28 protein-coding genes are annotated in these 22,447 nt (G+C 69.6%); 16 read left to right on the plus strand and 12 right to left on the minus strand.

Annotated features, from left to right (window positions below):
- Positions 1-35 precede the first annotated feature (35 nt).
- From MCHLDSM_RS18110 to MCHLDSM_RS18120, 3 genes are read left to right on the plus strand one after another with little or no spacing between them, the layout of a single operon-like run.
- Positions 36-647: an acid phosphatase gene (locus MCHLDSM_RS18110; RefSeq protein ID WP_048471392.1), complete on the plus strand. Its 612-nt coding sequence runs from the start codon at positions 36-38 to the stop codon at positions 645-647.
- The gene (locus tag MCHLDSM_RS18115; protein ID WP_048471364.1) at positions 644-1,744 is read left to right on the plus strand and encodes an isochorismate synthase; all 1,101 of its coding nucleotides are present in this window, start codon (positions 644-646) and stop codon (positions 1,742-1,744) included. Before MCHLDSM_RS18110 ends, MCHLDSM_RS18115 begins: the two co-directional genes overlap by 4 nt.
- Positions 1,737-2,234, plus strand: a complete 498-nt coding sequence (locus MCHLDSM_RS18120) for a GNAT family N-acetyltransferase (RefSeq protein WP_048471365.1) — start codon at positions 1,737-1,739, stop codon at positions 2,232-2,234. Before MCHLDSM_RS18115 ends, MCHLDSM_RS18120 begins: the two co-directional genes overlap by 8 nt.
- Here MCHLDSM_RS18120 and MCHLDSM_RS18125 read toward each other — a convergent pair.
- The 3 genes from MCHLDSM_RS18125 to MCHLDSM_RS18135 are packed head-to-tail and all read right to left on the minus strand — an operon-like array spanning position 2,180 to position 4,853.
- The gene (locus MCHLDSM_RS18125) at positions 2,180-2,596 is read right to left on the minus strand and encodes a hypothetical protein (protein ID WP_048471366.1); all 417 of its coding nucleotides are present in this window, start codon (positions 2,594-2,596) and stop codon (positions 2,180-2,182) included. The genes MCHLDSM_RS18120 and MCHLDSM_RS18125 overlap by 55 nt on opposite strands.
- Entirely contained in the window at positions 2,593-3,036 is a 444-nt protein-coding gene (gene aroQ / locus MCHLDSM_RS18130; protein WP_048471367.1) for a type II 3-dehydroquinate dehydratase, read from the minus strand. Before aroQ ends, MCHLDSM_RS18125 begins: the two co-directional genes overlap by 4 nt.
- Positions 3,033-4,853: a bifunctional sugar phosphate isomerase/epimerase/4-hydroxyphenylpyruvate dioxygenase family protein gene (locus MCHLDSM_RS18135; RefSeq protein ID WP_048471368.1), complete on the minus strand. Its 1,821-nt coding sequence runs from the start codon at positions 4,851-4,853 to the stop codon at positions 3,033-3,035. The genes aroQ and MCHLDSM_RS18135 overlap by 4 nt, the downstream gene beginning before the upstream one ends.
- 78 nt (positions 4,854-4,931) lie before the next feature.
- Between MCHLDSM_RS18135 and MCHLDSM_RS18140 the strand changes: the two genes are divergently transcribed.
- From MCHLDSM_RS18140 to MCHLDSM_RS18150, 3 genes are all read left to right on the plus strand, one after another.
- Positions 4,932-5,579: a TetR/AcrR family transcriptional regulator gene (locus MCHLDSM_RS18140; RefSeq protein WP_048471369.1), complete on the plus strand. Its 648-nt coding sequence runs from the start codon at positions 4,932-4,934 to the stop codon at positions 5,577-5,579.
- 116 nt (positions 5,580-5,695) lie between these two features.
- Complete coding sequence (locus MCHLDSM_RS18145; protein WP_048471370.1) at positions 5,696-6,559, plus strand: shikimate dehydrogenase; 864 nt, start codon at positions 5,696-5,698, stop codon at positions 6,557-6,559.
- Between the two features lie 57 nt (positions 6,560-6,616).
- Positions 6,617-7,954: an MFS transporter gene (locus MCHLDSM_RS18150; protein WP_048471371.1), complete on the plus strand. Its 1,338-nt coding sequence runs from the start codon at positions 6,617-6,619 to the stop codon at positions 7,952-7,954.
- Positions 7,955-8,024: 70 nt separating this feature from the next.
- Here MCHLDSM_RS18150 and MCHLDSM_RS18155 read toward each other — a convergent pair whose 3' ends face one another.
- Entirely contained in the window at positions 8,025-8,774 is a 750-nt protein-coding gene (locus tag MCHLDSM_RS18155; protein WP_048471393.1) for an IclR family transcriptional regulator, read from the minus strand.
- Between the two features lie 71 nt (positions 8,775-8,845).
- Between MCHLDSM_RS18155 and pcaH the strand changes: the two genes are divergently transcribed.
- The 4 genes from pcaH to pcaC are packed head-to-tail and all read left to right on the plus strand — an operon-like array spanning position 8,846 to position 11,743.
- Entirely contained in the window at positions 8,846-9,631 is a 786-nt protein-coding gene (pcaH, locus tag MCHLDSM_RS18160) for a protocatechuate 3,4-dioxygenase subunit beta (protein ID WP_048471372.1), read from the plus strand.
- Positions 9,628-10,182: a protocatechuate 3,4-dioxygenase subunit alpha gene (gene pcaG, locus MCHLDSM_RS18165; RefSeq protein ID WP_048471373.1), complete on the plus strand. Its 555-nt coding sequence runs from the start codon at positions 9,628-9,630 to the stop codon at positions 10,180-10,182. Before pcaH ends, pcaG begins: the two co-directional genes overlap by 4 nt.
- Positions 10,183-10,184: 2 nt before the next feature.
- The gene (locus tag MCHLDSM_RS18170; RefSeq protein WP_048471374.1) at positions 10,185-11,378 is read left to right on the plus strand and encodes a lyase family protein; all 1,194 of its coding nucleotides are present in this window, start codon (positions 10,185-10,187) and stop codon (positions 11,376-11,378) included.
- Positions 11,378-11,743: a 4-carboxymuconolactone decarboxylase gene (gene pcaC / locus MCHLDSM_RS18175; RefSeq protein WP_048471375.1), complete on the plus strand. Its 366-nt coding sequence runs from the start codon at positions 11,378-11,380 to the stop codon at positions 11,741-11,743. The genes MCHLDSM_RS18170 and pcaC overlap by 1 nt, the downstream gene beginning before the upstream one ends.
- A 1-nt stretch (position 11,744) precedes the next feature.
- On the opposite strand, the gene MCHLDSM_RS18180 is transcribed toward pcaC, so the two are convergent.
- From MCHLDSM_RS18180 to MCHLDSM_RS18195, 4 genes are read right to left on the minus strand one after another with little or no spacing between them, the layout of a single operon-like run.
- A complete protein-coding gene (locus MCHLDSM_RS18180) occupies positions 11,745-12,389 on the minus strand; it encodes a CoA transferase subunit B (RefSeq protein ID WP_048471376.1) in 645 nt (214 codons plus the stop codon).
- The gene (locus MCHLDSM_RS18185) at positions 12,386-13,174 is read right to left on the minus strand and encodes a CoA transferase subunit A (protein WP_048471377.1); all 789 of its coding nucleotides are present in this window, start codon (positions 13,172-13,174) and stop codon (positions 12,386-12,388) included. The genes MCHLDSM_RS18180 and MCHLDSM_RS18185 overlap by 4 nt, the downstream gene beginning before the upstream one ends.
- On the minus strand, positions 13,171-13,923 hold the full coding sequence (gene pcaD, locus MCHLDSM_RS18190) for a 3-oxoadipate enol-lactonase (RefSeq protein ID WP_048471378.1): 753 nt from the start codon (positions 13,921-13,923) through the stop codon (positions 13,171-13,173). Before pcaD ends, MCHLDSM_RS18185 begins: the two co-directional genes overlap by 4 nt.
- 5 nt (positions 13,924-13,928) lie before the next feature.
- Complete coding sequence (locus MCHLDSM_RS18195) at positions 13,929-15,140, minus strand: acetyl-CoA C-acetyltransferase (protein ID WP_048471394.1); 1,212 nt, start codon at positions 15,138-15,140, stop codon at positions 13,929-13,931.
- A gap of 77 nt (positions 15,141-15,217) precedes the next feature.
- Between MCHLDSM_RS18195 and MCHLDSM_RS18200 the strand changes: the two genes are divergently transcribed.
- From MCHLDSM_RS18200 to whiB1, 3 genes are all read left to right on the plus strand, one after another.
- Positions 15,218-16,132 (plus strand): LysR substrate-binding domain-containing protein, encoded by a 915-nt coding sequence (locus tag MCHLDSM_RS18200; protein WP_048471379.1) that lies wholly within the window; start codon positions 15,218-15,220, stop codon positions 16,130-16,132.
- A gap of 11 nt (positions 16,133-16,143) precedes the next feature.
- Positions 16,144-17,109, plus strand: a complete 966-nt coding sequence (locus MCHLDSM_RS18205) for a diacylglycerol/lipid kinase family protein (RefSeq protein ID WP_048471380.1) — start codon at positions 16,144-16,146, stop codon at positions 17,107-17,109.
- A 258-nt stretch (positions 17,110-17,367) separates the two neighbouring features.
- Positions 17,368-17,622 (plus strand): transcriptional regulator WhiB1, encoded by a 255-nt coding sequence (gene whiB1 / locus MCHLDSM_RS18210; protein ID WP_043406682.1) that lies wholly within the window; start codon positions 17,368-17,370, stop codon positions 17,620-17,622.
- Between the two features lie 125 nt (positions 17,623-17,747).
- Here the strand turns inward: whiB1 and MCHLDSM_RS18215 are convergent, their stop codons facing one another.
- Both MCHLDSM_RS18215 and MCHLDSM_RS18220 read right to left on the minus strand, forming a co-directional pair.
- Positions 17,748-19,238 (minus strand): two-component system sensor histidine kinase PdtaS, encoded by a 1,491-nt coding sequence (locus MCHLDSM_RS18215; RefSeq protein WP_048471381.1) that lies wholly within the window; start codon positions 19,236-19,238, stop codon positions 17,748-17,750.
- A gap of 13 nt (positions 19,239-19,251) precedes the next feature.
- The gene (locus tag MCHLDSM_RS18220; RefSeq protein ID WP_048471395.1) at positions 19,252-19,467 is read right to left on the minus strand and encodes a biotin/lipoyl-binding carrier protein; all 216 of its coding nucleotides are present in this window, start codon (positions 19,465-19,467) and stop codon (positions 19,252-19,254) included.
- A gap of 121 nt (positions 19,468-19,588) precedes the next feature.
- Here MCHLDSM_RS18220 and MCHLDSM_RS40485 point away from each other — a divergent pair, with 121 nt between their 5' ends.
- On the plus strand, positions 19,589-19,681 hold the full coding sequence (locus MCHLDSM_RS40485) for a 50S ribosomal protein bL37 (protein ID WP_104863173.1): 93 nt from the start codon (positions 19,589-19,591) through the stop codon (positions 19,679-19,681).
- 63 nt (positions 19,682-19,744) lie between these two features.
- Here MCHLDSM_RS40485 and rsrA read toward each other — a convergent pair whose 3' ends face one another.
- Positions 19,745-20,059, minus strand: a complete 315-nt coding sequence (gene rsrA, locus MCHLDSM_RS18225) for a mycothiol system anti-sigma-R factor (RefSeq protein WP_048471382.1) — start codon at positions 20,057-20,059, stop codon at positions 19,745-19,747.
- Positions 20,056-20,721 (minus strand): sigma-70 family RNA polymerase sigma factor, encoded by a 666-nt coding sequence (locus tag MCHLDSM_RS18230; protein ID WP_048471383.1) that lies wholly within the window; start codon positions 20,719-20,721, stop codon positions 20,056-20,058. The genes rsrA and MCHLDSM_RS18230 overlap by 4 nt, the downstream gene beginning before the upstream one ends.
- A 231-nt stretch (positions 20,722-20,952) precedes the next feature.
- Here MCHLDSM_RS18230 and MCHLDSM_RS18235 point away from each other — a divergent pair, with 231 nt between their 5' ends.
- Together MCHLDSM_RS18235 and MCHLDSM_RS18240 are read left to right on the plus strand one after the other, a co-directional pair.
- The gene (locus MCHLDSM_RS18235; protein ID WP_048471396.1) at positions 20,953-21,450 is read left to right on the plus strand and encodes a YbaK/EbsC family protein; all 498 of its coding nucleotides are present in this window, start codon (positions 20,953-20,955) and stop codon (positions 21,448-21,450) included.
- A gap of 10 nt (positions 21,451-21,460) precedes the next feature.
- The gene (locus MCHLDSM_RS18240) at positions 21,461-22,306 is read left to right on the plus strand and encodes an SDR family oxidoreductase (protein ID WP_048471384.1); all 846 of its coding nucleotides are present in this window, start codon (positions 21,461-21,463) and stop codon (positions 22,304-22,306) included.
- Positions 22,307-22,447: the final 141 nt, after the last annotated feature.

The following is a 22,447-nucleotide window of genomic DNA, read 5'->3' on the forward strand; positions in this document are numbered from 1 at the left end:
CGGCGGTGCCGCGCCGTGCGGCAGAATCGAACATCGTGGCCCCTCCGCAGCACCGGTTGATCCTGCTCCGCCACGGCGAGACCGAGTGGTCGAAGTCCGGTAAGCACACCGGCCGCACCGAACTCGAGCTCACCGATCACGGGCGTGAGCAGGCCGCTGCGGCCGCCGAGACGATCACCCAGCTGCGACTCGAGAACCCCTTCGTGGTGAGCAGCCCGCGGGTGCGGGCCAGGACCACCGCCGAGTTGGCCGGGCTGAGCATCGACGAGGTCAACCCGCTGATCAGCGAGTGGGATTACGGCGACTACGAGGGCACCACCACCGAGGAGATCCGCAAGGCCGTGCCGAACTGGCTGGTGTGGACGCACGGCTGCCCGGGCGGCGAGACCACCGCGCAGGTCTGCGAACGCGCCGACCGCGCGATCGCCTTCGCCCTCGAGCACATGCAGACCCGCGACGTGGTGTTCGTCGGCCACGGCCATTTCTCCCGCGCCGTGATCACCCGCTGGATCGAACAACCCGTCTACGAGGGCATCCGGTTCGCGATGCCGGCCGTGTCGATCGCCGTGTGCGGCTTCGAGCACGGCCAGCGTCAGCTCAGCGCGCTGGGTCTGACCGGACATCCCGACCCGGCCGTGTCCACGTGACGCGGGAGCCGACGTTCGTCCTGGCCGGACCCGACGGCGTCATCACCGCCGAGGGAGTGCACACGGCGTTCCCGCGCATCGCCGACGCACGCGCCGCGCTGGCATCGCACAGCGCCCCGATCATCGTCGGCGCACTGCCCTTCGACCTGACGGCGCCGGCGGCGCTGATCCGGCCGCAGACGGTCCGCTTCACCGACACGCTGCCGTCATGGCCGCTGCGTGAGTTGGCGACGACGCGGATCACCGAGACGACGCCCGACGCCGACGAACACCGCCGCCGCATCGCGGTCGCGCTGCAGCGGCTCCGCGACACCGACTCCGGCCTGCACAAGGTGGTGCTGGCGCGGGCGCTGCGCATCAGCGCCGACGGCCCCCTCGACGCCCGGACCGTGCTGCACCGACTCGCGGGCGCCGACGCGCAGGCCACCAAGTATCTCGTGGACCTGTCCGCGGCCGGCGACGGCTATTCCGGCACCGCGCTGGTGGGCGCCAGCCCCGAATTGCTGGTGGCGCGCAACGGATTGCAGGTGACCTGCCGGCCGTTCGCGGGATCGGCTCCCCGGCGGGCCGATCCGGACGGGGACGCGGCCAGCGGCGCGGCGCTGGCGGACTCGGCGAAGAATCGGCACGAACATCAACTCGTGGTCGATGCGCTGCGCGAAGCGCTCGATCCGCTGTGCACCGATGTGCAGATCGCTGATCAGCCGCAGCTGACCCGGACCGCCGCGGTGTGGCATCTCTACACACCGATCACCGGGCGGCTGCGCGAAAAGACCACCACGGCATTGGATCTCGCGTTGGCACTGCATCCCACACCGGCTGTGGGCGGCTCCCCCACCACCGCGGCCACCGCGTTGATCAGTGAGCTCGAGGGCGACCGGGGCTTCTACGCCGGCACCGTGGGTTGGTGCGATCAGCGCGGCGACGGCCGCTGGGTGGTGTCCATCCGGTGCGCGCAGCTGTCCGCCGACCGCCGCTCGGCGCTCGCCCACTCCGGCGGGGGCATCGTCGCCGAATCCGAGCCCGACGACGAACTCGACGAGACCACAACGAAATTCAGGACGATTCTGAGCGCGTTGGGAGTGCCCGATGACTGAGTCCGACACCGTGATCCGCGCCGTGCGGCCCGGCGACGAGGCCGAGTTGACGGCGATGATCCACGAACTCGCCGCGTTCGAGCGCGCCTCCGCGGAGTGCACGGTGACCGAAAGTCAGCTGGGGGAAGCCCTTTTCGGGCCGAATCCGGTGGTGTTCGGCCATCTCGTCGAGGTCGACGGGCAGGCGGCCGCGGGGGCCCTGTGGTTCCGCAACTTCTCGACGTGGGACGGCGTGGCCGGCATCTACCTCGAGGACCTGTTCGTGCGTCCGCAGTTCCGTCGACGCGGGCTGGCTCGCACGCTGCTGGCGACGCTGGCCCGCGAGTGCGTGGACAACGGCTACAGCCGGCTGACATGGGCGGTCCTCGACTGGAACGTCAACGCGATCGCCCTGTACGACGGCGTCGGTGGGCGGCCGCAGAGCGAGTGGATCACCTACCGGGTGTCGGGACCCGAGCTCTCCGAGCTGGCGGCCTCGTCGCCGGCCTGAGTCAGCCACTGCAGCCCCGGCGGGCTGAACAGCAGCGCCAGCACGGCGATCGACACCCCGGCCACCAGCACCGCGTAGGTCAGCTGCCCGGAGCTGAAGACGTACCAGGCGACACCGAGCAGGACGAGGTTCGCGAACACCGCGATGCCGCGGCCCCACCGCCGCCCCGTCCACAGCGCCCAGCCCGCGGCGGCGACGGCCGACCCCATGATCGCGAACCAGACCGCGGTGCCGTAGCCGCTGATGGCGTCCTCGTGGTGGCCGGCGAGTTCGCGCACGACGAGCACGACCGCCGTCACCAGCGCGAGCGATCCCTGCAGCGCGGCGATGACCCCGGCCGCGCGGACCACCCGCGGCGTCACCGGGCGATCCTGTCCGCCAGATACCGGACCGCCATCTCGTAGCCGAGCGGACCGGCGCCGGCCACCACCATGTCGGCCACCGCCGACACATAGGAGTGGTGCCGGAACTCTTCGCGCGCATGGATGTTGCTCAGATGCACTTCGGCGACCGGCAGATCGACCGAGCGCAGCGCGTCGGCGATGGCCACCGACGTGTGGCTGTAGGCGGCGGGATTGATGACGATGGCCGCGCAGTCCTCACGCGCGGACTGGATGGCGTCGATGAGGGCACCCTCGTGGTTGCTCTGCACCGCGCGCACCTCCAAGCCGGATTCGGCGGCGACCTCGCTCACCCGGGCCTCGATCTGGGCGAGCGTCGTCGAGCCGTAGACCTCGGGTTGCCGGGTGCCGAGCAGGTTCAGGTTCGGCCCGTTGACGAGGAGCAGACGGCGTGCGGTCACGGACGTACGGTACCGGCGCCTACGCGTTGCGCGGCCAACCGGACCGGGGCGTTGTCGGTTCCGTAGCCGTCGTAGTGCCCGAACCGCTGCACGAACTCGAAGAACACCGATCCGACCGTGCGGGTGTAGAAGTGCACGAAATGTCCGTCGGGGCTGCGGTCGTAGAGCAGGTTGAGCGCCCGCAACTCGGCCACCTCGTCGGCGCCGAGGCCGAAGCGGCCCCGCAGATAGTCGTAGTAGTTGTCGGAGACGGGCAGGAACGCCAGACCGCGGTCGGCGGCGCGGCGGGCCAGCCCGACCACGTCGGAGCAGCTGAACGCGACGTGCTGGGCCAGCCCGGAATGGTCGAGCACATGCGGCGCGACGTTGAGCGGGATCCGGATCGCGCCGTCCTCGGTGCGCATCACCTGGCTGCGGACCAGGCCCGTCGGACCGGGCACTTCGGCGGGAGCATCCGGCGTCAGCCCGAACACGCTGCGCAGGAACAGCACGGTGTCCTCGGCGGTCTGCCAGGGCTGGGTGAGGTTCGCGTGGTCGATCGCCCGGACCCCGCAGGGCTCGGTCTCGGGGATGCCGCCGTCGAACTCGGCGACCCACTCCGGGACGCCGTGCGCCTCGGGGATCCAGTAGAACTCCGTGCCGTCGGGCGCGACGGCCGCGCCGAAGGGTTGTTCGGAGGCGTAGGTGCGGCGGTAGGCCACCGGGGCCATCAGCTGGGCCGCCCTGGCGGTGGTGGCGCCGGCGTCGGGCACCTGCAGTCCGACCGCCGCGACGTGCGGCACGCGGTCGCGGGCCTGCTGTTCGTTCAGCACGATGCGCGCGTCGCCGGCCGACCACAGCGACACCGGCTTGGTGCGGTGCCGGCCGCGCATGGTGAAGCCGAGCTGGCCGAGCAACACCTCGACCTCGCTGGTGTCCTCGGCCTTGAGCTCGACGAAGTCGAACGCGGTCGGGGGCTTGGCCGCGGCGAGCGTGGTCAGGTCGGGCCGCCATCCTTCCGGGTTGGCCGCGGCGACCTTGTCCTGCAACCACGTCAGTGACCGCAGCGCGTGCACGGCGGTGTGGCGCGGATCGGTCTGGCGGAACGTGTCGTTGAAGACCTCCAGCGACAGCGGGCCGTCGTATCCGGTGGCCAGCACGCACGAGACGAATCGCGTCAGGTCGAACGCACCCTCGCCCGGGAACAGCCGGTGGTGGCGGCTCCACGACAGCACGTCCATGGTCAGCGCGGGCGCGTCGGCGAGTTGCAGGTAGAAGATCTTGTCGGCCGGGATCTCGGTGATCCGCGCCGGATCGTGACCGAGCGAGAGCACGTGGAAGCTGTCCAGGCACACCCCGACGGCGGGGTGGTCGGCGAGTTCGACGACGCGCCAGGCGCGCCGGTAGTCGTCGATGAAGCGGCCCCAGGCGAGCGCCTCGAACGCGATGCGGACGCCGTAGCTCTGCGCGACGTCGCCGATGCGGCGCAGTTGCCCGGCGGACACCTCGTCGGAGTCGACGGTCGCGGTCGCGACATTGCTGCAGACCAGCACGGTCTGGATGCCGAGCCGCCGGGCCGTGGCGAAAGTGGCGGCCGCGCGGCGGAGGTTGTCGGTGAAGGTGGCCTCGTCGACGCCCTCGAGGTCGCGCAGCGGCTGATAGAGATCCAGCGTCAGGCCGAGGCGCCGGGCCAGTGCCCGGATCTCCTCGGGTGAATGGTCTCCGGCGATGAGATCGGGCTCGAAGATCTCGACGCCGTCGAAGCCGGCGGCCGCGCTGGCGTGCAGTTTCTCCACCAGTGATCCGGACAGGCACACGGTCGCGATCGAGGTCTTCATCACAGCAATGTACCAATTGGTTCATTGAGACGAAAGAGTGCGGACCGGATCGGGACGCGAACAGTAAGCTCAGCCATCGTGGCCGCCAAGCCGAAAGCCGAACTGCAGCGCGACGCCGAGCGCACCCGCGCCGAGCTGCTGGCCGTGGCGACCGAGGTGTTCGCCGAATCGGGCTATTCGGGCGCCCGGGTCGACGAGATCGCCGAGCGCACCCGCACCACCAAACGGATGATCTACTACTACTTCGGCGGCAAAGAGCAGCTCTACCTGGCCGTTCTGGAGGACGCCTACCGCGGCATCCGGGAGGCGGAACAGAAGCTCACGGTCGACCACACCAATCCGGTGGAGGCGATCCGGCGACTGGCCGAGGTCACCTTCGACCATCACATCGCCCACGACGCGTTCATCCGCCTGGTGTCCATCGAGAACATCCACCGCGGGGAGTTCATCCGCCAGTTGCGTGACCTGCCCGAACTGTCCCAACCGGCGACGTCGCTGCTCGACGACATCCTGCGCGACGGGCGGGAGGCCGGCGTCTTCCGATCCGACGTCACGGCGCTGGACGTCCACCTGGTGATCAGTTCGTACTGCGTGTTCCAGGTGGCCAACCGCTACACCTTCGGCTATCTCTTCGACGTCGACCTGACCGACATCTCGCAGCGCGCCCACCTGCGCCGGATGATCGGCGACGTCATCGTCGGGTGGCTGACCGCCCCGGTCGGCTGACCAGGCCCGTTCGCCCGCGGGCTATGCGCCCGGTCACAATCCACTCTTGACGCGATGCGCACCACAGTGCTCTACTTCTCTGTACGTACCAGTTAGTACATTACGGAGAGGCCCGCATGAACCCGCGTCCCCACCTCGTCGGACTCGTCGGCACCGGCGTCGGCCCGTCACTCTCGCCGGCGCTGCACATGACCGAGGCCCGCGCCCAGGGACTCGACTACGTGTACCGCACGATCGACCTCGACGAGCTGGCCATCTCCCCCACACGAATCGGCGAGGTGCTGTCGTGGGCCAGGGCGCTCGGGTTCGACGCGCTGAACATCACCCACCCCTGCAAGCAGCTGGTGGTCGAGCACCTCGACGAGATCGACCCGGCCGCGGCCGCCCTCGGCGCGGTCAACACCGTGGTGTTCGGCGACGACGGCCGGACCCGCGGCCACAACACCGACGTCACCGGCTTCGCCCACGGCTTCACCGAAGGACTGCCCGGCGCGACGGTCGACACCGTCGTGCTCGTCGGTGCGGGCGGGGCCGGCACCGCGGTGGCCGATGCGCTGCTGCGCCTCGGCTGCCGGAATCTGCACCTCGTCGACCTCGACGTCGCGCGCGCCGCGCGGCTCAGCGCCGACCTCGCCGGGCGCCACCCGCAGGCCCGGGTGGCCGCGTCGGCCTTCGACGATCTGCCCGGACTGCTGCCGGTCAGTGACGGCGTGGTCCACGCGACCCCGACCGGTATGGCCGCCCACCCGGGCATGGCCTTCTCCGCCGAGCTGCTGCACCCGCGGCTGTGGGTGGCCGACATCGTGTACCGCCCGCTGAACACGGCGCTGCTGCAGGCCGCGCGCGCCGTGGGGTGCCGCACGCTCGACGGCGGCCACATGGCGGTCCACCAGGCCACCGACGCCTTCGCCCTCATCACCGGAATCACCCCAGACGCCGAGCGGATGTCCAAGCACTTCCGCTCGCTGGTCGCCGAATGACCAGATCAGCCCTGAAATGTCCCTTCGTCCGGCACAATTCGCCTTAAGGAGTCACCGATGACCACCACCCACGACCCGGGGATCCTCCCCGAGAAGACACCGCGCCGAGCCGCGCTCGCGAGCTTCATGGGCAGCGCCGTCGAGTACTACGACTTCTTCCTGTTCGGCTCCGCGGCGGCGCTGATCTTCCCGCACGTGTTCTTCCCCTCCGACGACGAAGCGTCGCTGGTGATGTCCTTCGCCACGTTCGGCTTCGCCTACATCGCGCGGCCCGTCGGCGCGGTCATCCTGGGCCACTTCGGCGACCGCATCGGCCGGCAGCGCGTCCTGATGTTCACCCTGGTGCTCATGGGTCTGTCGACGTTCCTGATCGGCTGCCTGCCCACCTTCGACACCATCGGCTGGGCCGCGCCCGTGCTGCTGGTGATCTGCCGTCTGCTGCAGGGTCTTTCGGCCGCCGGCGAACAGGCCGGGGCCAGCTCGCTGACCCTCGAACACTCCCCCGACGATCAACGGGCCTTCTACACGTCGTGGACGTTGACCGGCACCCAGGGCGGCCTGATCCTCGCGTCGCTGGTGATGATCCCGTTCATGGCCCTGCCCGACGAGGCGAAATACAGCTGGGGATGGCGGGTTCCGTTCTGGCTGTCGGCCGCGGTCGTCGTGGTCGCGTACTTCATCCGCCGCCAGCTGCACGAGACCCCGCAGTTCACCGAGGCCAAGAACGCCGGCACGATCGCCCGGATGCCGCTGGTGCCGCTGCTGCGCCACCACTGGCGCGACGTGGTGCGCGTCATCCTGTGTGCGTTCATCGCCGCGGTGTCCACGGTGTTCGCCAATCTCGCCCTCGCCTACGGCAAGAAGGTGGGCCTCGACGCCGATCTGACGCTGTGGCTCGTCGTCGCCGCCAACGTGGGCGCGCTGTTCACCCAGCCGCTCTTCGGCAAGCTCGCCGACCGGATCGGACGCAAGCCGGTGTTCATCTACGGCGCACTCTCCTCGGCCGCGCTGATGCCCTTCTACATGCTGTCGATGAGCCAGGACAATCACCTGCTCACCTTCGCGCTGGCCGTCGCGACGTTCTCGTTCGGCTACGCCGCGGCCAATGCGGTCTGGCCGTCGTTCTACGGCGAGATGTTCTCCACCCAGGTCCGGTTCTCGGGCATGGCGATCGGCACGCAGATCGGCTTCCTGCTCGCCGGGTTCGCCCCGTCGATCGTCACCGCACTCGGCGGCGTCCGCGAAGGCGGCTGGGTGGTCATCAGCCTCTTCACCGCGGTGGTCTGCCTGATCTCGGCCGGTGCCGCGCTCACGGCCCGCGAGACCAAGAACGTCCCGACGGACCAGCTCGGCCGCAGCGACGCCGAGTCGACCCGGACCCTGGTCGCTCACTGACCTTTCCGCCGAAACTGTATTCCGCGCGCGTTCGAGCACCGAGAGCCCGCGCGGAATACAGTTTCGGCGATTACAGGAGGCGGCCGATGCCGCGGGCGGCGACCTGCAGCGCACCGATCAACCGCTGACGGTCACGCTTGAGGGTGGGCACCACCACCCCGAGCGCGGCCGCCACGGTGTCGTCCGAGGACTGGACGACCGGCACCGCCAGCGAACAGGCGCCCAGCGACATCTCCTCCGCGGTCATCGCGACGCCCTCGCGCCGGACCCGCTCCAGCTGATCCTCGAGCACGCGGCGTGACGTGATCGTCCGCGGTGTCACTCTCCGCAAACTCGCCAGCACACTCTCGCGCACCTCCTGCGGCGCGTGGGCCAGCAACACCTTCCCGACCCCGGTGCAGTGCATCGGCAGCCTGCTGCCCACCGTCGAGACGATCGGCACCGACGCCCGCCCGGCCAGCCGATGCAGGTAGAGCACCTGGTCGCCGTCGCGCACCGCCAGGTGGACGGTGGCCAGCGTCGCCGCATACACGTCGCTGACGAACGGCTCGGCCACCTCGGTCAACCGGCCCTGCACCGGCGCCAGGAGCCCGGCCTGCCACAGCAGCCGGCCGACGACGTAGCGGCCGTCGTCGCGGCGTTCCAGCGCACCGCCACCGACCAACTCGCCGACCAGGCGGTGCACGGTGGGCACGGCGAGACCGGCTCGGCGCGCGAGGTCGGTGAGCGTCAGCGCCCGATGGCGGTCGTCGAAAGCCGCGACAACAGCCAGCAAACGCTGGGTGACGCTGACGCCCGGTGTCGCCGCGTTTCCGGCCATCGCCCACATCCTTCCGCTCAGCGGAAGCTTAGCCTTCCGCAGTCCGCGCAGTCCGGCATACGGTGAGCGCCATGACAGCAATCATCGGCACCGACCCGGACAGCGCGTCGGCGAGCCAGGCGGAGATCAACGCCGAGATGGCGGCGATCGAGTCGGCCTACCTGCGGTCCGGCGTCGAGGAGACCCAGCCGCGGCTGGACTACGCGCCCTACCGCAGCAGCCTTCTGCGCCACTCGACGAAGGACCTGCAGCACGCGGACCCGGAGGGCATCGAGTTGTGGTCACCGGTCTTCGGTGACAGCGACGTGCACCGGCTGGAATCCGATCTGACGATCCAGCACCACGGGGCGCCGATCGGCGAGCGGATCATCGTCACCGGACGGATCGTCGACGGCGAGGGCCGGCCGGTGCGCCGCCAACTGGTCGAGATCTGGCAGGCCAACGCGGCGGGACGGTATGTGCACAAGCGCGATCAGCACGCCGCTCCGCTCGACCCGAACTTCACCGGCGTGGGCCGCTGCCTGACCGACGACGACGGCACCTACGCGTTCACCACCATCAAACCCGGGCCCTACCCGTGGAAGAACCACCGCAACGCCTGGCGCCCCGCCCACATCCACTTCTCGCTGTTCGGAACGGATTTCACCCAGCGGATGATCACCCAGATGTACTTCCCGGGCGATCCGCTGTTCACGCTGGACCCGATCTACCAATCCATCACCGACCAGAAGGCCCGCGATCGGCTGGTCGCCGCCTACGATCACGAAGTCTCCACGCACGAGTGGTGCACCGGGTATCGCTGGGACATCGTGCTGACCGGAGCGCAGCGCACCGTGTTCGAGGAGGAGGCGAAATGAGCACTCTGTTGACCCCGACCCCCGGCCAGACCATCGGACCCTTCTACGGCTACGCGCTGCCGTTCGAGCGCGACTCGGAACTCGTGCCGCCGCAGACACCCGGCGCGATCCGCTTCCACGGCAACGTGACCGACGGTGACGGCAAGCCGGTGCCCGACGCGCTGCTGGAGATCTGGCAGGCGAGCGCCGACGGCTCCGTCCCCCGACAGGCGGGGTCGCTGCACCGGGACGGCTGGACGTTCACCGGCTGGGGCCGGGCCTCGACCGACGACGCCGGTCATTTCAGCTTCTCGACGGTCGAACCCGGCGCCACCACACCGGACCGGGCGGCGTTCTTCCTCGTGACCGTGTTCGGCCGGGGCCTGCTCAACCGGTTGTTCACCCGCGCCTACGTTCCCGGGCCTGCGACGGCCACCGATCCGCTGTTGGCGTCGCTGCCGGCCGACCGTCGACGCACGCTGATCGCCGAACGCGATGCGACCGGGCTGCGTTTCGACATCTCCCTGCAAGGTCCCGACGAGACGGTCTTCCTGCGCTACCCGGGACACTGACCGTGGCCGACCTGTTCTGGCCGGGTGATCACCGCGCAGGCGCGGTGATGAGCGACGAGGCGTTCCTCGCCGCGCTGGTCGAAGTCGAGAACGCCTGGCTGGCCGTGCTTGTCGAGCAAGCCGTGGCTCCCGCCTCGGCAGCTGCCGACGTGACCGCGCTCGTCGATCACACCGATGCGACGACGATCGCCGCGGGCGCGGAGAAGGACGGCAACCCCGTCACGGGCCTCGTCGCCCTGCTGCGGTCGCGGACCGACGGCGGCACCGCCCGGTGGCTGCATCGCGGCCTGACCAGTCAGGACGTGCTCGACACGGCGCTGATGCTGTGCCTGCGTGACGCGCTGGGCACGCTCGGCACACAGCTGAGCGCACAGGTTAGGGCCCTCGCCGGCATGGTGGCGGCCCACCGGTACGAGCCGCTACTCACCCGCACGCTGACCCAGCCGGCGCTGCCGGGCAGCGCCGGACTCAAGTTCGCGGTGTGGCTGGGCGCGGTGCTCGACGCCGCCGACACGCTGGACTGCGTGCCCGCTCCCTCGGTGCAGGCCGGCGGCGCGGCGGGCACGCTGGCTGCCGCGACGGAGCTGACGGGTTCGGCCGACGCCGCGCTGGCGATGTCGGCCGCGCTGGCCGTCAAACTGTCTCTGGCCGAGGCTCTTCCGTGGCACACCTCGCGTGCCCGCCTGACGCGCGCGGGTGACGCGCTGGTCACCTGCTGCGACGCGTGGGGACACATCGCCAACGACGTCGCGGCCGGTGTCCGGGCCGGTGAACTCACCGAGAGTTCCGGCGGCGGATCCTCGACCATGCCGCACAAGAGCAACCCGGTGCTGACGGTGCTGCTGCGCCGCGCCGCCCTGACCGCGCCCGCACTCGGAGCGACGCTGCACTCCGCGTCCGCGGCGTCGGTCGACGAGCGCTCCGACGGCGGCTGGCACGCCGAGTGGGCGGCGCTGCGCACGCTGGTCCGCACCACGGTCGTCGCCGCCTCGCAGGCCACCGATCTGCTGACCGGGCTCCGCTTCGACGCCGCCCGCGCCCGCTCCAATCTTCATGCGGCCGAGGGCATCGACGCCGAACAGCGGGCGATGGCCCAGTTGGCGGACCGTCAGCCCGCGGCCACCTATTCCGGTGCCGCCGATCAGCTCGTCGACGCCGCGCTGCGCCGTGCCACCGCCTATCTGAAGGAGATCTGATGAGCATCCGCGACGACGGAATGGCCGTTCGCCGTGAGGTTCTCGGCGACGCGCATGTCGACCGGGCCGTTGCCGGCACCACCGCGTTCACCGAGGAGTTCCAGGACCTCATCACCCGGTATGCGTGGGGTGAGATCTGGACACGGCCCGGCCTGGACCGCAAATCGCGGTCGCTGATCACGCTCACCGCGCTGATCGCCCGGGGCCACCACGAAGAGCTCGCGATGCACGTGCGAGCCGCGCGGCGCAACGGCCTGACGGTCGAGGAGATCAAGGAGGTGCTGCTGCAGTGCGCGATCTACTGCGGAGTGCCCGACGCCAACACCGCGTTCCGCATCGCCTCGCGCGTGCTCGACGAGGAGTAGCTCACACCGCGGCGGGCACACCGCTCAGCGGCGCCGCGGTCTTGGCCACCACATCCGCGTAGGCGACGCCGGGCGCGAGCTCGACGACGGTGAACCCGTCACCGGCGACGTCGAACACCCCGAGGTCGGTGATCACCCGGCTGACCACCGCCTTACCGGTCAGCGGCAAGGTGCAGTCCGAAACGAGTTTGGCGGCACCGGATTTCGCGGTGTGGTCCATGAGCACGATCACCCGTTCGGCCCCGCTGACCAGATCCATCGCACCGCCCATACCCTTGACCATCGCGCCGGGGACCATCCAGTTGGCCAGGTCGCCGTTGGCCGCGACCTGCATGCCCCCCAGCACGGCGACGTCGACGTGTCCGCCGCGGATCATCGCGAAGCTGGTCGCCGAGTCGAAGTACGAGGCCCCGGCGACCACCGACACCGTCTGCTTGCCGGCGTTGACCAGATCCGGGTCGACCTCGTCCTCGTAGGGGAACGGGCCCACACCGAGGATGCCGTTCTCGGCGTGCAGGGTGACCGTGGATCCGGCGGGCAGGTAGTCGGGGATCAGGGTGGGCAGCCCGATGCCGAGGTTGACGTAGTCGCCGTCGTTCAGTTCGAGGGCCGCCCGGGCCGCCATCTCGTTGCGGGTCCAGCTCATCGCACAACCTCCTGCGGTTCCGGCCGCGGCCGGGTGGTCAACTTCTCGATTTCCTTGCGGGTGGCCTGTTCCGGGGTCAGTTCGTGCACCCGCTGGACGAAGATGCCCGGCAGGTGGATCTCGTCGGGATGCAGTTCGCCGACCTCGACGACACGTTCGGCCTCCACCACGGTGATGCGGCCGGACATCGCGGCCGGCGGGTTGAAATTGCGTGCGGCCGCGTGGAACACGCAGTTGCCCGCCGTGTCGGCGACGGCGGCGCGGATGAGCGCGTAGTCGGTGACGATCGACTCCTCGAGCAGCATCTCGCGGCCGTTGAAGACGCGGACCTCTTTGGGCGGCGACGCCAGCGCGACGGTCCCGTCGCTGTGGTAGCGCCAGGGCAGCCCACCCTCGGCGACCATGGTGCCGACGCCGGTCGGGGTGAAGAACGCGCCGATGCCGCTGCCGCCGGCGCGCAACCGCTCGGCGAGCGTGCCCTGCGGGGTCAGTTCCACGGTGAGTTCGCCGGCCAGGTACTGGCGCGCGAACTCCTTGTTCTCGCCGACGTACGAGGCGATGACGCGGCTGATCCGGCGCGCTTCGAGCAGCAGGCCCAGCCCGCCGCCGTCGACGCCGCAGTTGTTGCTCACGATGGTCAGGTCGCCGGCGCCCTGCTCCAGCAGCGCCTCGATGAGGAACCACGGGATGCCGGCGAGGCCGAAACCGCCGACGGCCAGGCTGGCCCCGTCGGGGATGTCGGCGACGGCATCGGCGGCGGAACCGACCACTTTGTTCACGGTCATGACTGCTCCAGATGTTCGATGAGGGCGGGGGTGATCACCCCGGGTTGTTCGGCGTTGGCCAGGTGGGCGGCGGCGTCGACGACGAGCAGACGCGATTCGGGCACGGCCTCGGCGATCTCGGCCAGCTTGGCCGGCGGGGTGGCCGGGTCGTCGGCTCCCGCGATGGCCAGCGTCGGGGCGGTGATCGAGGAGAGTTGTTGCCGCAGATCGAGTTCGGCGATGACCTCACAGCAGGCCGCGTATCCCTCGGCCGGGGTGGCCGCGACCATCTGCTGCCAGGAGCCGCGGTCTCCGTCGTAGCCGTCGGTGAACCAGCGGTCCACGACGGCGGCCGCGACCGCCCCCGTGCCGTGGGCGCGCACGGTGGCGGCGCGTTCGGTCCAGGCACTGGCCGGCGGCAGCTGCGCACCGGTGCACAGCAGCGCGATCCGGTTGACCCGCTCGGGGTTTCGCGCGGCGACCCGCATGACCGTCATCCCGCCCAGCGACAGCCCGACGAGGTGGGCCCGCTCGAGGTCGAGCCGGTCGAGCAGCGCGATGAGGTCGTCGGCCAGATCGTCGATCGTGTACGGCCCGTCCGGGACCGGTGAGGCGCCGTGGCCGCGGGTGTCGTAGCGCACCACGGTGAATCGCTGCTCCAGTTCGGCGACCTGCGCGTCCCACATCCGGTGGGTGGAACCCAGCGAGTTGGACAGCACCACCGCCGGTCCGGCGCCGGAGACCACCGCATGCACGTCGACAGTGCTCATCAGGGTCATCGGATACTCTCGAACACCGCGGCCAGACCCTGACCGCCACCGATGCACATGGTCTCGAGGACGTAGCGGGCGTCACGGCGGCGCGCCTCGTAGGCGGCGGTAGCGAGGATGCGCGCCCCGGTCGCCCCGATCGGGTGACCGAGCGAGATCCCGGATCCGCACGGGTTGACCCGGTCGTCGAGCGGGTCGATCTTCCATTCGGCGAGCACGGCGAGCACCTGGGCGGCGAACGCCTCGTTCAGCTCGATCAGGTCGATGTCGTCGAGCGTCAGGTCGGCCCGGTCGAGCGCCGCGGCGGTCGCGCTCACCGGGCCGATGCCCATCACCTCGGGGCCACAACCCGTGACCGCCCATGACCGCAGCGCCAACAGTGGAGTGAGAGAGCGCTTTTCGGCCTCGGCCTGCGTCGTGACGACGCACAGGGCGGCACCGTCGTTCTGCCCGGAGGCGTTGCCCGCGGTGACGGTGGCCTCGGGGTCGACCTTCGACCGGATCGGCCGCAGCGCGGCCAGCGCCTCCAGATCGAGGTCGGCTCGCGGGTGCTCGTCGCGGTCGACGACGACGTCGGGCCGGCCGCGGCGCCCCGGCACGGTGACGGGCACGAGTTCGTCGGCGAAGCGTCCGGCGTCGTGCGCGGCCACGGCGCGCTGGTGGCTGCGCAGCGCGAGAGCGTCCTGGTCGGCGCGGTCGATGCCGTACTCGCGGCGCAGGTTCTCGGCGGTCTCGATCATCCCGCCGGCGACGGGATGTGTTGCGCCGCCAGCGGTTTCGCGGGCCCGATCGAGGCGGTCGAGCAGCGCGATGCCGCCCTGGCGCACACCGGTGCGCAACCCGAGGGCGTAGTGCTCGACGGTGGACATCGATTCGGCGCCGCCGGCGACCACCACGCGCGCCGCGCCGGTGGCCACCTGACCGGCTGCGTACAGCACGGCCTGCAGGCCCGAACCGCAGCGCCGGTCGATCTGCAGGCCCGGCACGCCGGTACCGAGCCCGGCGTCGAGGGCGGCGATGCGGCCGATCGCCGGCGCCTCCCCGCTCGCGTAGCCCTGGCCGAGGATGACGTCGTCGACGTCTCCGTCGCCGAGACCGGTCCGGGCCGTCAGTTCCCGCAGGACGGCGGTGGCCAGGTCGGCGGCGCTCAACGACGCGAGTGCGCCGCCCATCCGCGCCACCGGGGTGCGGAGGGGGCTGCAGATGACGATCTCCATGCGTTCCACGCTAGGTCCGCGACTCGGTAAAGAGAAATACCTAAACATCGGCGATTGAGAGCTCTAGAGTCTTGGTCATGGAGTTGCGTCACCTCCGCTATTTCCGCGCGGTCGCCGAGGAGCTGCACTTCGGCCGTGCCGCGCAACGCCTGCACATCGCGCAGCCGCCGCTGTCACAGCAGATCCGTCACCTCGAACACGAGCTCGGCGTCGACCTGCTCATCCGCACCACCCGCTCGGTCGAGCTCACCGCCGCGGGCCGGGTGTATCTGCGGCGCGCGATCGCGGTCCTCGACGAGGTGGACGACGCCGCCGAGCAGGCGCGGCGGATCCACGCCGGGCAGGAGGGCCGGCTGACCATCGGCTGCGTCGGCTCGGCGACCTACTCGCTGCTGCCGCAGCTGGTTCGCGCATTGCGCGAGACCCTGCCCCGCGTCGAGGTCAGCGTCCGCGGCGAAATGCTGGCGCCGGCCCAATTGACCGCGCTGCACAGCGGCGCCATCGACGTGGCGCTGTTGCGGCCGCCGGTCGACCACCCCGGCATCGACGTCGAGACGATCCGCCGCGACCCTCTGCTGGCCGTGCTGCCCGCCGACCACCCGCTGGCGGTGCGAGACACGCTGACGGTGGCCGACCTGCGGCAGGAGGCGTTCGTCGCGCACGCCGGCAACGGCCGATCGGTGATGAGCAGCATCCTCGCGGCCGCCTGCGCCGACGCGGGCTTCGCCCCGACCGTGCGTCATGAGGTGACGGAGACCTCGACGCTGGTGACGCTCGTCGCCGCCGGTCTCGGTGTGGCGATCGTGCCGGCTCCGAGCGCCGCGCTGGACATCGCGGGCGTCCGCTACCTCCCGCTGCTGCCGACCACCCTGGGCGTCGACCTGCTCGCCGCGACGCGTTCGGCGGGCCCCGGGGTGTCCGAGGCCGACAACCCGCTGATCGGCAACGTGATCAGCGTGCTGCGGCAGATCGCGGTCGACGAATCCGGATAGGCTCACCCCTCGTGCGTGCCGTGCTGATCGTGAACCCGAATGCGACGTCGACGACGCCGGCGGGCCGCGACCTGCTGGCCCACGCCCTGGAGAGCCGGACCCGGCTGACCGTCGTGCACACCGACCATCGTGGCCACGCGATCGAGATCGCCGGTGACGCGGCCCGCCGCGGAGTCGACGTGCTGATCGTGCACGGCGGCGACGGCACGGTGAACGAGGTCGTCAACGGCGTCCTCGGGGAGCTCGGACCGTCGAACGCCGGCCCCGCCGTCGGTGTGGTCCCCGGCGGGTCGGCCAACGTGTTCGCCCGCGCGCTCGGGATCAGCCCGGACCCACTCGAGGCCACCAACCAGCTCGTCGATCTGCTCTCGGAGTTCCGGCGCACCCGCACGTGGCGGCGCATCGGGTTGATGGACTGCAAGGAGCGCTGGGCGGTGTTCACCGCGGGCATGGGCGTGGACGGCGACGTCGTCGCCGCGGTCGAGGAGCAACGCGCCAAGGGACGCAAGGTCACCGCCTCGCGCTACATCCGGGTCGCGATCCGTGAGGTGCTGGCCAGCGCCCGGGCGGAACCGACGCTGACGCTGCACCTGCCCGACCGGGACCCGGTCACCGGCGTGCACTTCGCGTTCGTGTCGAACTCGAGTCCGTGGACCTACGCCAACGCCCGCCCGGTGTGGACGAACCCGGACACCACCTTCGAGACCGGCCTCGGGGTGTTCGCGACCACGAGCATGAACGTGTGGGCCAATCTGGGCCTGGTTCGGCAGATGCTGTCACGAAATCCGCGGCTGAAAGCCCGGCATCTGGTGCGCGACGACGACCTTCCGTGGCTGACGGTGACCAGTGACCGGCCGGTGGCATGCCAGATCGACGGCGATTTCATCGGCCCGCGCGAAAAGATGGAGTTCGTCGCGGTGCCGGACGCTCTCGGTGTGGTGGCCCCGCCCCCGAAATCTCGGCCAGAACACCTCTGACCTGCACCGCAATCCGGAAATTGTGACGTCACACTCCCAGATATGGGCGCAGATGGGTTGAGTGTAGTACAACCGGATAGAGGGATCGGTAACGGTCCGACGTAGTGAGATAGCCCACGTGTTAACGAACTGCTATTGACATCTGTTCAGCCTGTGAAAGCATCGGATGCAACAGCGCTGAAACATTTGGAGCGCTTGCGTTAACAGCCGAAGTAAAGCTCGTGCGCTTCGCTGCGCACACGAAAAGGAGTAGGACTCATGGATTGGCGCCACAAGGCGGTCTGTCGCGACGAGGATCCGGAACTGTTCTTCCCGGTGGGGAACAGCGGCCCGGCCCTTGCCCAGATCGCTGACGCGAAGCTCGTCTGCAATCGCTGCCCGGTGACTGCGGAGTGCCTGAGCTGGGCTTTGGAGTCCGGACAGGACGCGGGCGTGTGGGGCGGCATGAGCGAGGACGAGCGTCGCGCCCTCAAGCGCCGCAACGCGCGGACCAAGGCGCGCTCCGGAGTCTGATCGCGTTCCGCATCAACTGGTGACGGCCCCGACGAAATGTCGGGGCCGTAACTGTGTGAACTGAATTACAGAAAAACTGTCCCGATTGCGAACGCTCGAATTCGAGGGCGAGGCACAGCGATTGGTCAGAATTGGCTCGTTCTGCCACGTCGGCCGATCGGCACCCGCAGCACCACATCGGTGCCGCCGGTCGGCACATCGTGCATTCCCAACGATCCGTCGAGTTCGGCCGACACGAGGGTTCGCACGATCTGCAGACCGAGGCGGTCGGACTTCTCCAGGCTGAATCCGTCGGGCAGTCCCCGCCCGTCGTCGTGGACCACCACGTCGAGCCACCGGGCCGACCGCTCGGACCTGATGGTCACGCAGCCGGCCGCGGTCGAGGCGTCGAAGGCGTGCTCGATGGCGTTCTGCACCAGTTCGGTGATCACCATGATCAGCGCGGTCGCGCGATCGGCGTCGAGGACGCCCAGCTCCCCCCGCCGGTTGATCCTGATCGGGGAATCGACGGTCGCGACGTCGTTCATGATCGGCAGGATCCGGTCGATCACCTCGTCGAGGTTGACCTCCTCGTCCACCGACATCGACAGGGCGTCGTGCACCAGCGCGATCGACGACACCCGGCGCACGGATTCGATGAGCGCCTCGCGGCCCTCGGCGTTGGTGGTCCGGCGCGCCTGCAATCTCAGCAGAGCGGCGACGGTCTGCAGGTTGTTCTTCACCCGGTGGTGGATCTCCCGGATCGTCGCGTCCTTGGACAGCAGCGCCCGGTCGCGGCGTTTGACCTCGGTGACGTCACGGATGAGCACCGCGGCGCCCACGGCCTGGCCGTGCACGGCCAGCGGCAGGGTGCGCAGCAGCACCGCGGCCCCGCCGGCGTCGACCTCCATCCGCATGCTCGATCCGCCGGCCAGCGAGTCGCGGACGTGGTTGGCGAGCTCCTGCGCCTCGAAGGGGTCGGAGATCAGCGGCCGGGTGACGGTGACCAGGTTGTGGCCCTCGAGTTCGGCCGTCAGTCCCATCCGGTGATATGCGGAGATGGCGTTCGGGCTGGCGAAGGTGACCACCCCGGCCTCGTCGAGCCGGATGAATCCGTCACCCACCCGCGGACTCGACCGCGACATCGCGAGATCCCCGACGTTGGGGAACGTGCCCTCCGACAGCATCAGCAGCAGATCGGCCGCGCAGTCCACGTAGGCGGCCTCCAGCGGGCTCGCCTGGCGCGGGGCCAGGGACGTCTGATGGGTGAGGACCGCGACGACGTCGGTGCCGTAGCGCACCGGGACGGCCTCCACGTTGAGCCCGGGTCCGGCGTCGCTGCCCTCGATCGTCGCGCGCCCGATGTCGCCGGAGTCGAACGCCGCGGCGATGATCGGCACCTCGGCGGAGTGCGCGACGGTGCCCACCGCGTCGGCGAGCAGCACCGTCGGCGCCGTGTTCGGCCGGACCTGCGCCACGCAAACCACCTGGCCGTCGTCGCGGCGCACCCACATCAGGAAGTCGGCGAACGACAGGTCGGCCAGCAGCTGCCATTCCCCCACCACGGCATGCAGGTGGTCGACGGCGTTGCCGGGCAGGACGGTGTGCTCGGCGAGCAGGTCACCGAGTGTGGACATGACCTACTGGGGGCTAACTGATGACCGCGATGAGATCGCCGGCCTGGATGACGTCACCGACCGCGACACTGACCTTGCTCACGGTTCCGGCGACCTCGGCGAGCACCGGGATCTCCATCTTCATCGATTCGAGCAGCACCAGGGTGTCGCCTTCACCGATCTGATCGCCCTCGCTGACCACGACCTCGAGCACACTGGCCACGATTTCCGCGCGAACGTCCTCGGCCATCTTCACCCCACTCATTCACCGACGTTGTAGGCGTCTATCGAACCACACGACGCTGTGGACAGAGCATCAACCGGTCCGTGAGACAATGGCGGCAATCAGTTGAGTAATTCGGAGGTGGATCATGGCCAAGCGTGGCCGCAAGAAGCGCGATCGGAAGCACAGCAAGGCCAACCACGGCAAGCGACCCAACTGCGGTTCGAAGTCAGTGCGCTGACCCCTGCTTCAACGACAAACCGCCCTGACTTCTCGCGAAGCCGGGCGGTTTTTCGTTGCGGCGTCAGCCGCCGCGGATGATCGTGGTGCGGCTGATCTGAATGCGCAGGCGCTCACGCAGGCCCTCCGGGGCTCGTTCGCCGCTGCACTTGGTGGCGATCAGATTCTTGACCCGCTCCTCCACGCCGTAATGGCGCAGGCACGTCGGGCACTCCTCGAGATGATGGCGCAGCTTGTCACGCGTCTCCACGGTGCACTCACCGTCGAGCAGCGTCCACACCTCGGCGATCACCGCGGCGCACTCGGGGTGCTCGGGGTCGATCGGCCCGACGGGCGGGCTCCAGCGTTCCTCGTCGGGGCTGTTCGGCGTGCCGCTCATGAGGTGACCTCCTCCGGTGCGTCGGACTGCTGGCCCCGGATGAAACCGCGGTCGCGGGCCACATCGGCCAGCAACTCGCGCAGTTGGCGCCTGCCGCGGTGCAGCCGCGACATCACCGTCCCAATCGGCGTGTCCATGATCTCGGCGATCTCCTTGTACGGGAAGCCTTCGACGTCGGCGTAGTAGACCGCCATCCGAAAGTCTTCGGGCAGGGCCTGCAGGGCTTCCTTGATCTCACTGTCGGGCAGCAGCTCCAGCGCCTCGACCTCGGCCGAACGCAGCCCCGTCGAGGTGTGCTCGGCGTTGGCCGCGAGCTGCCAGTCGGTGATCTCCTCGGTCGGATACTCCGCGGGCTGGCGCTGCTTCTTGCGGTAGCTGTTGATGTAGGTGTTGGTCAGGATGCGGTACAGCCACGCCTTGAGGTTGGTGCCTTCGCGGAAGGACCGGAATCCTGCGTAGGCCTTCACCATGGTTTCCTGCAGCAGGTCTTCGGCGTCTGCGGGATTGCGCGTCATGCGGAGCGCACCGCCGTAGAGCTGATCGAGCATCGGAATGGCGTCGCGCTCGAACCGCGCGGTCAACTCGGCGTCGGTTTCCTCGCGCGCCGGGTTCTGGTCTGGATCGAGGGTCGCCTCTGCGGCCAACCCGTCGGTGTCGGTCATCCTGGGGAACACCGTCCCTTCTCTTGCGGTACCACCGAGAAGGTCCGGCATGATCACCGGACGCAACGGGGCCTCCACGGCCAACGCTGGCACCATCTATCCCCTTCCGTTGATCCTAGAGGTCGAGACCGACGACGAACGCTTGCTGCCCGAAACACCATCACAGCTGTCTCGTCCAACAGCGTCGGCGCCGGTCGTGTTCCCACCCCGGCGCGCCCGTACTCTGTGCCGGTGGCACGCGCAGCGACGCCGGCGATCGCGGCTCTGGTGGCGGCCGGCGCCCCGCACGAGGTGCTGGCCTACCGGCACGATCCCCGCACCGAGGCGTTCGGCGACGAGGCGGTCGAGGAGCTGTTGCGGGACGGCGGTGACGGCCTCGTGGCCGCGCAGATCTTCAAGACGCTGGTCGTGGCGCTGCCGACCGGGCTGGGGGTGGCGGTCCTGCCGGTGCCGTCGAAGCTGTCGCTGAAGGCGGCTGCGGCGGCGCTGGGGGTGGCCAAGGCGACGATGGCCGATCCGGCCGCCGCGCAACGCTCGACCGGGTACGTCGTGGGCGGCATCTCCCCCCTCGGTCAGCGCAAGCCCCTGCCGACGGTGGTGGACTCCTCGGCGCTGCAGTGGGACCGGGTGCTGTGCAGCGCCGGCAAGCGGGGCCTCGACGTCGCGCTGGACCCGCGCGATCTGGTGCGACTGACCAACGCCGTCACCGCGGAGATCACCGCCGCCTAAGCTCTGGTCCATGTCACTCGCGGGAAAAACGATGTTCATCTCCGGAGCCAGCCGTGGAATCGGCCTGGCGATCGCCAAGAAGGTCGCCGCCGACGGCGCCAACATCGCGCTGGTCGCCAAGACCGCTGAGCCGCATCCGAAGCTGCCGGGCACCATCTACACCGCGGCCAAGGAGATCGAGGAGGTCGGCGGCCAGGCGTTGCCGATCGTCGGCGACGTGCGCGACGGGGACTCGGTGGCGGCGGCGGTCGCGGCGGCGGTCGAGCAGTTCGGCGGCATCGACATGTGCGTCAACAACGCCTCGGCGATCAACCTCGGGTCGATCGAGGACGTGCCGCTCAAGCGCTTCGACTTGATGAACGGCATCCAGGTGCGCGGCACCTATGCGGTGTCGCAGGCCTGCATCCCGCACATGAAGGGCCGGGAGAACCCGCACATCCTGACGCTGTCACCGCCGGTGCTGCTGGAGCCCAAGTGGCTCAAACCGACGCCGTACATGATGGCGAAGTTCGGAATGACCTTGTGCGCGTTGGGTATTGCCGAGGAGATGAAGGAGGCCGGCATCGCCTCGAACACGCTGTGGCCGCGCACGATGGTGGCCACGGCAGCAGTGCAGAACCTGCTCGGCGGCGAGGAGTCGATGAAGCGGTCCCGCAAGCCCGAGGTGTATTCCGATGCGGCGTACGCGATCCTGACCAAACCGTCGAGTTACACGGGCCACACGCTGCTATGTGAGGACGTGCTGCTGGAATCCGGCGTCACGGACCTGTCGGTGTACGACTGCGTGCCGGGCTCGGATCTCGGCGTGGACTTCTGGGTCGAGTCGGCCAACCCGCCCGGCTACTCCCACCCCTGACCCGGTTTGCCGCGGAATAGTATTCCTGGTTGCTCCCCCGGCCTCAAAGTCAAGTGGTCATGACAACGGTTAGGCCGCTTGGTTAATGAGGGCAGCCATGCGTTGGGCTGGGGTGTCGAGGTCGAGGGTGGGGCGTGGTCG

Origin of the sequence: Mycolicibacterium chlorophenolicum, assembly GCF_001044235.1 — a bacterium.
In the GTDB taxonomy this organism is placed as follows: domain Bacteria; phylum Actinomycetota; class Actinomycetes; order Mycobacteriales; family Mycobacteriaceae; genus Mycobacterium; species Mycobacterium chlorophenolicum.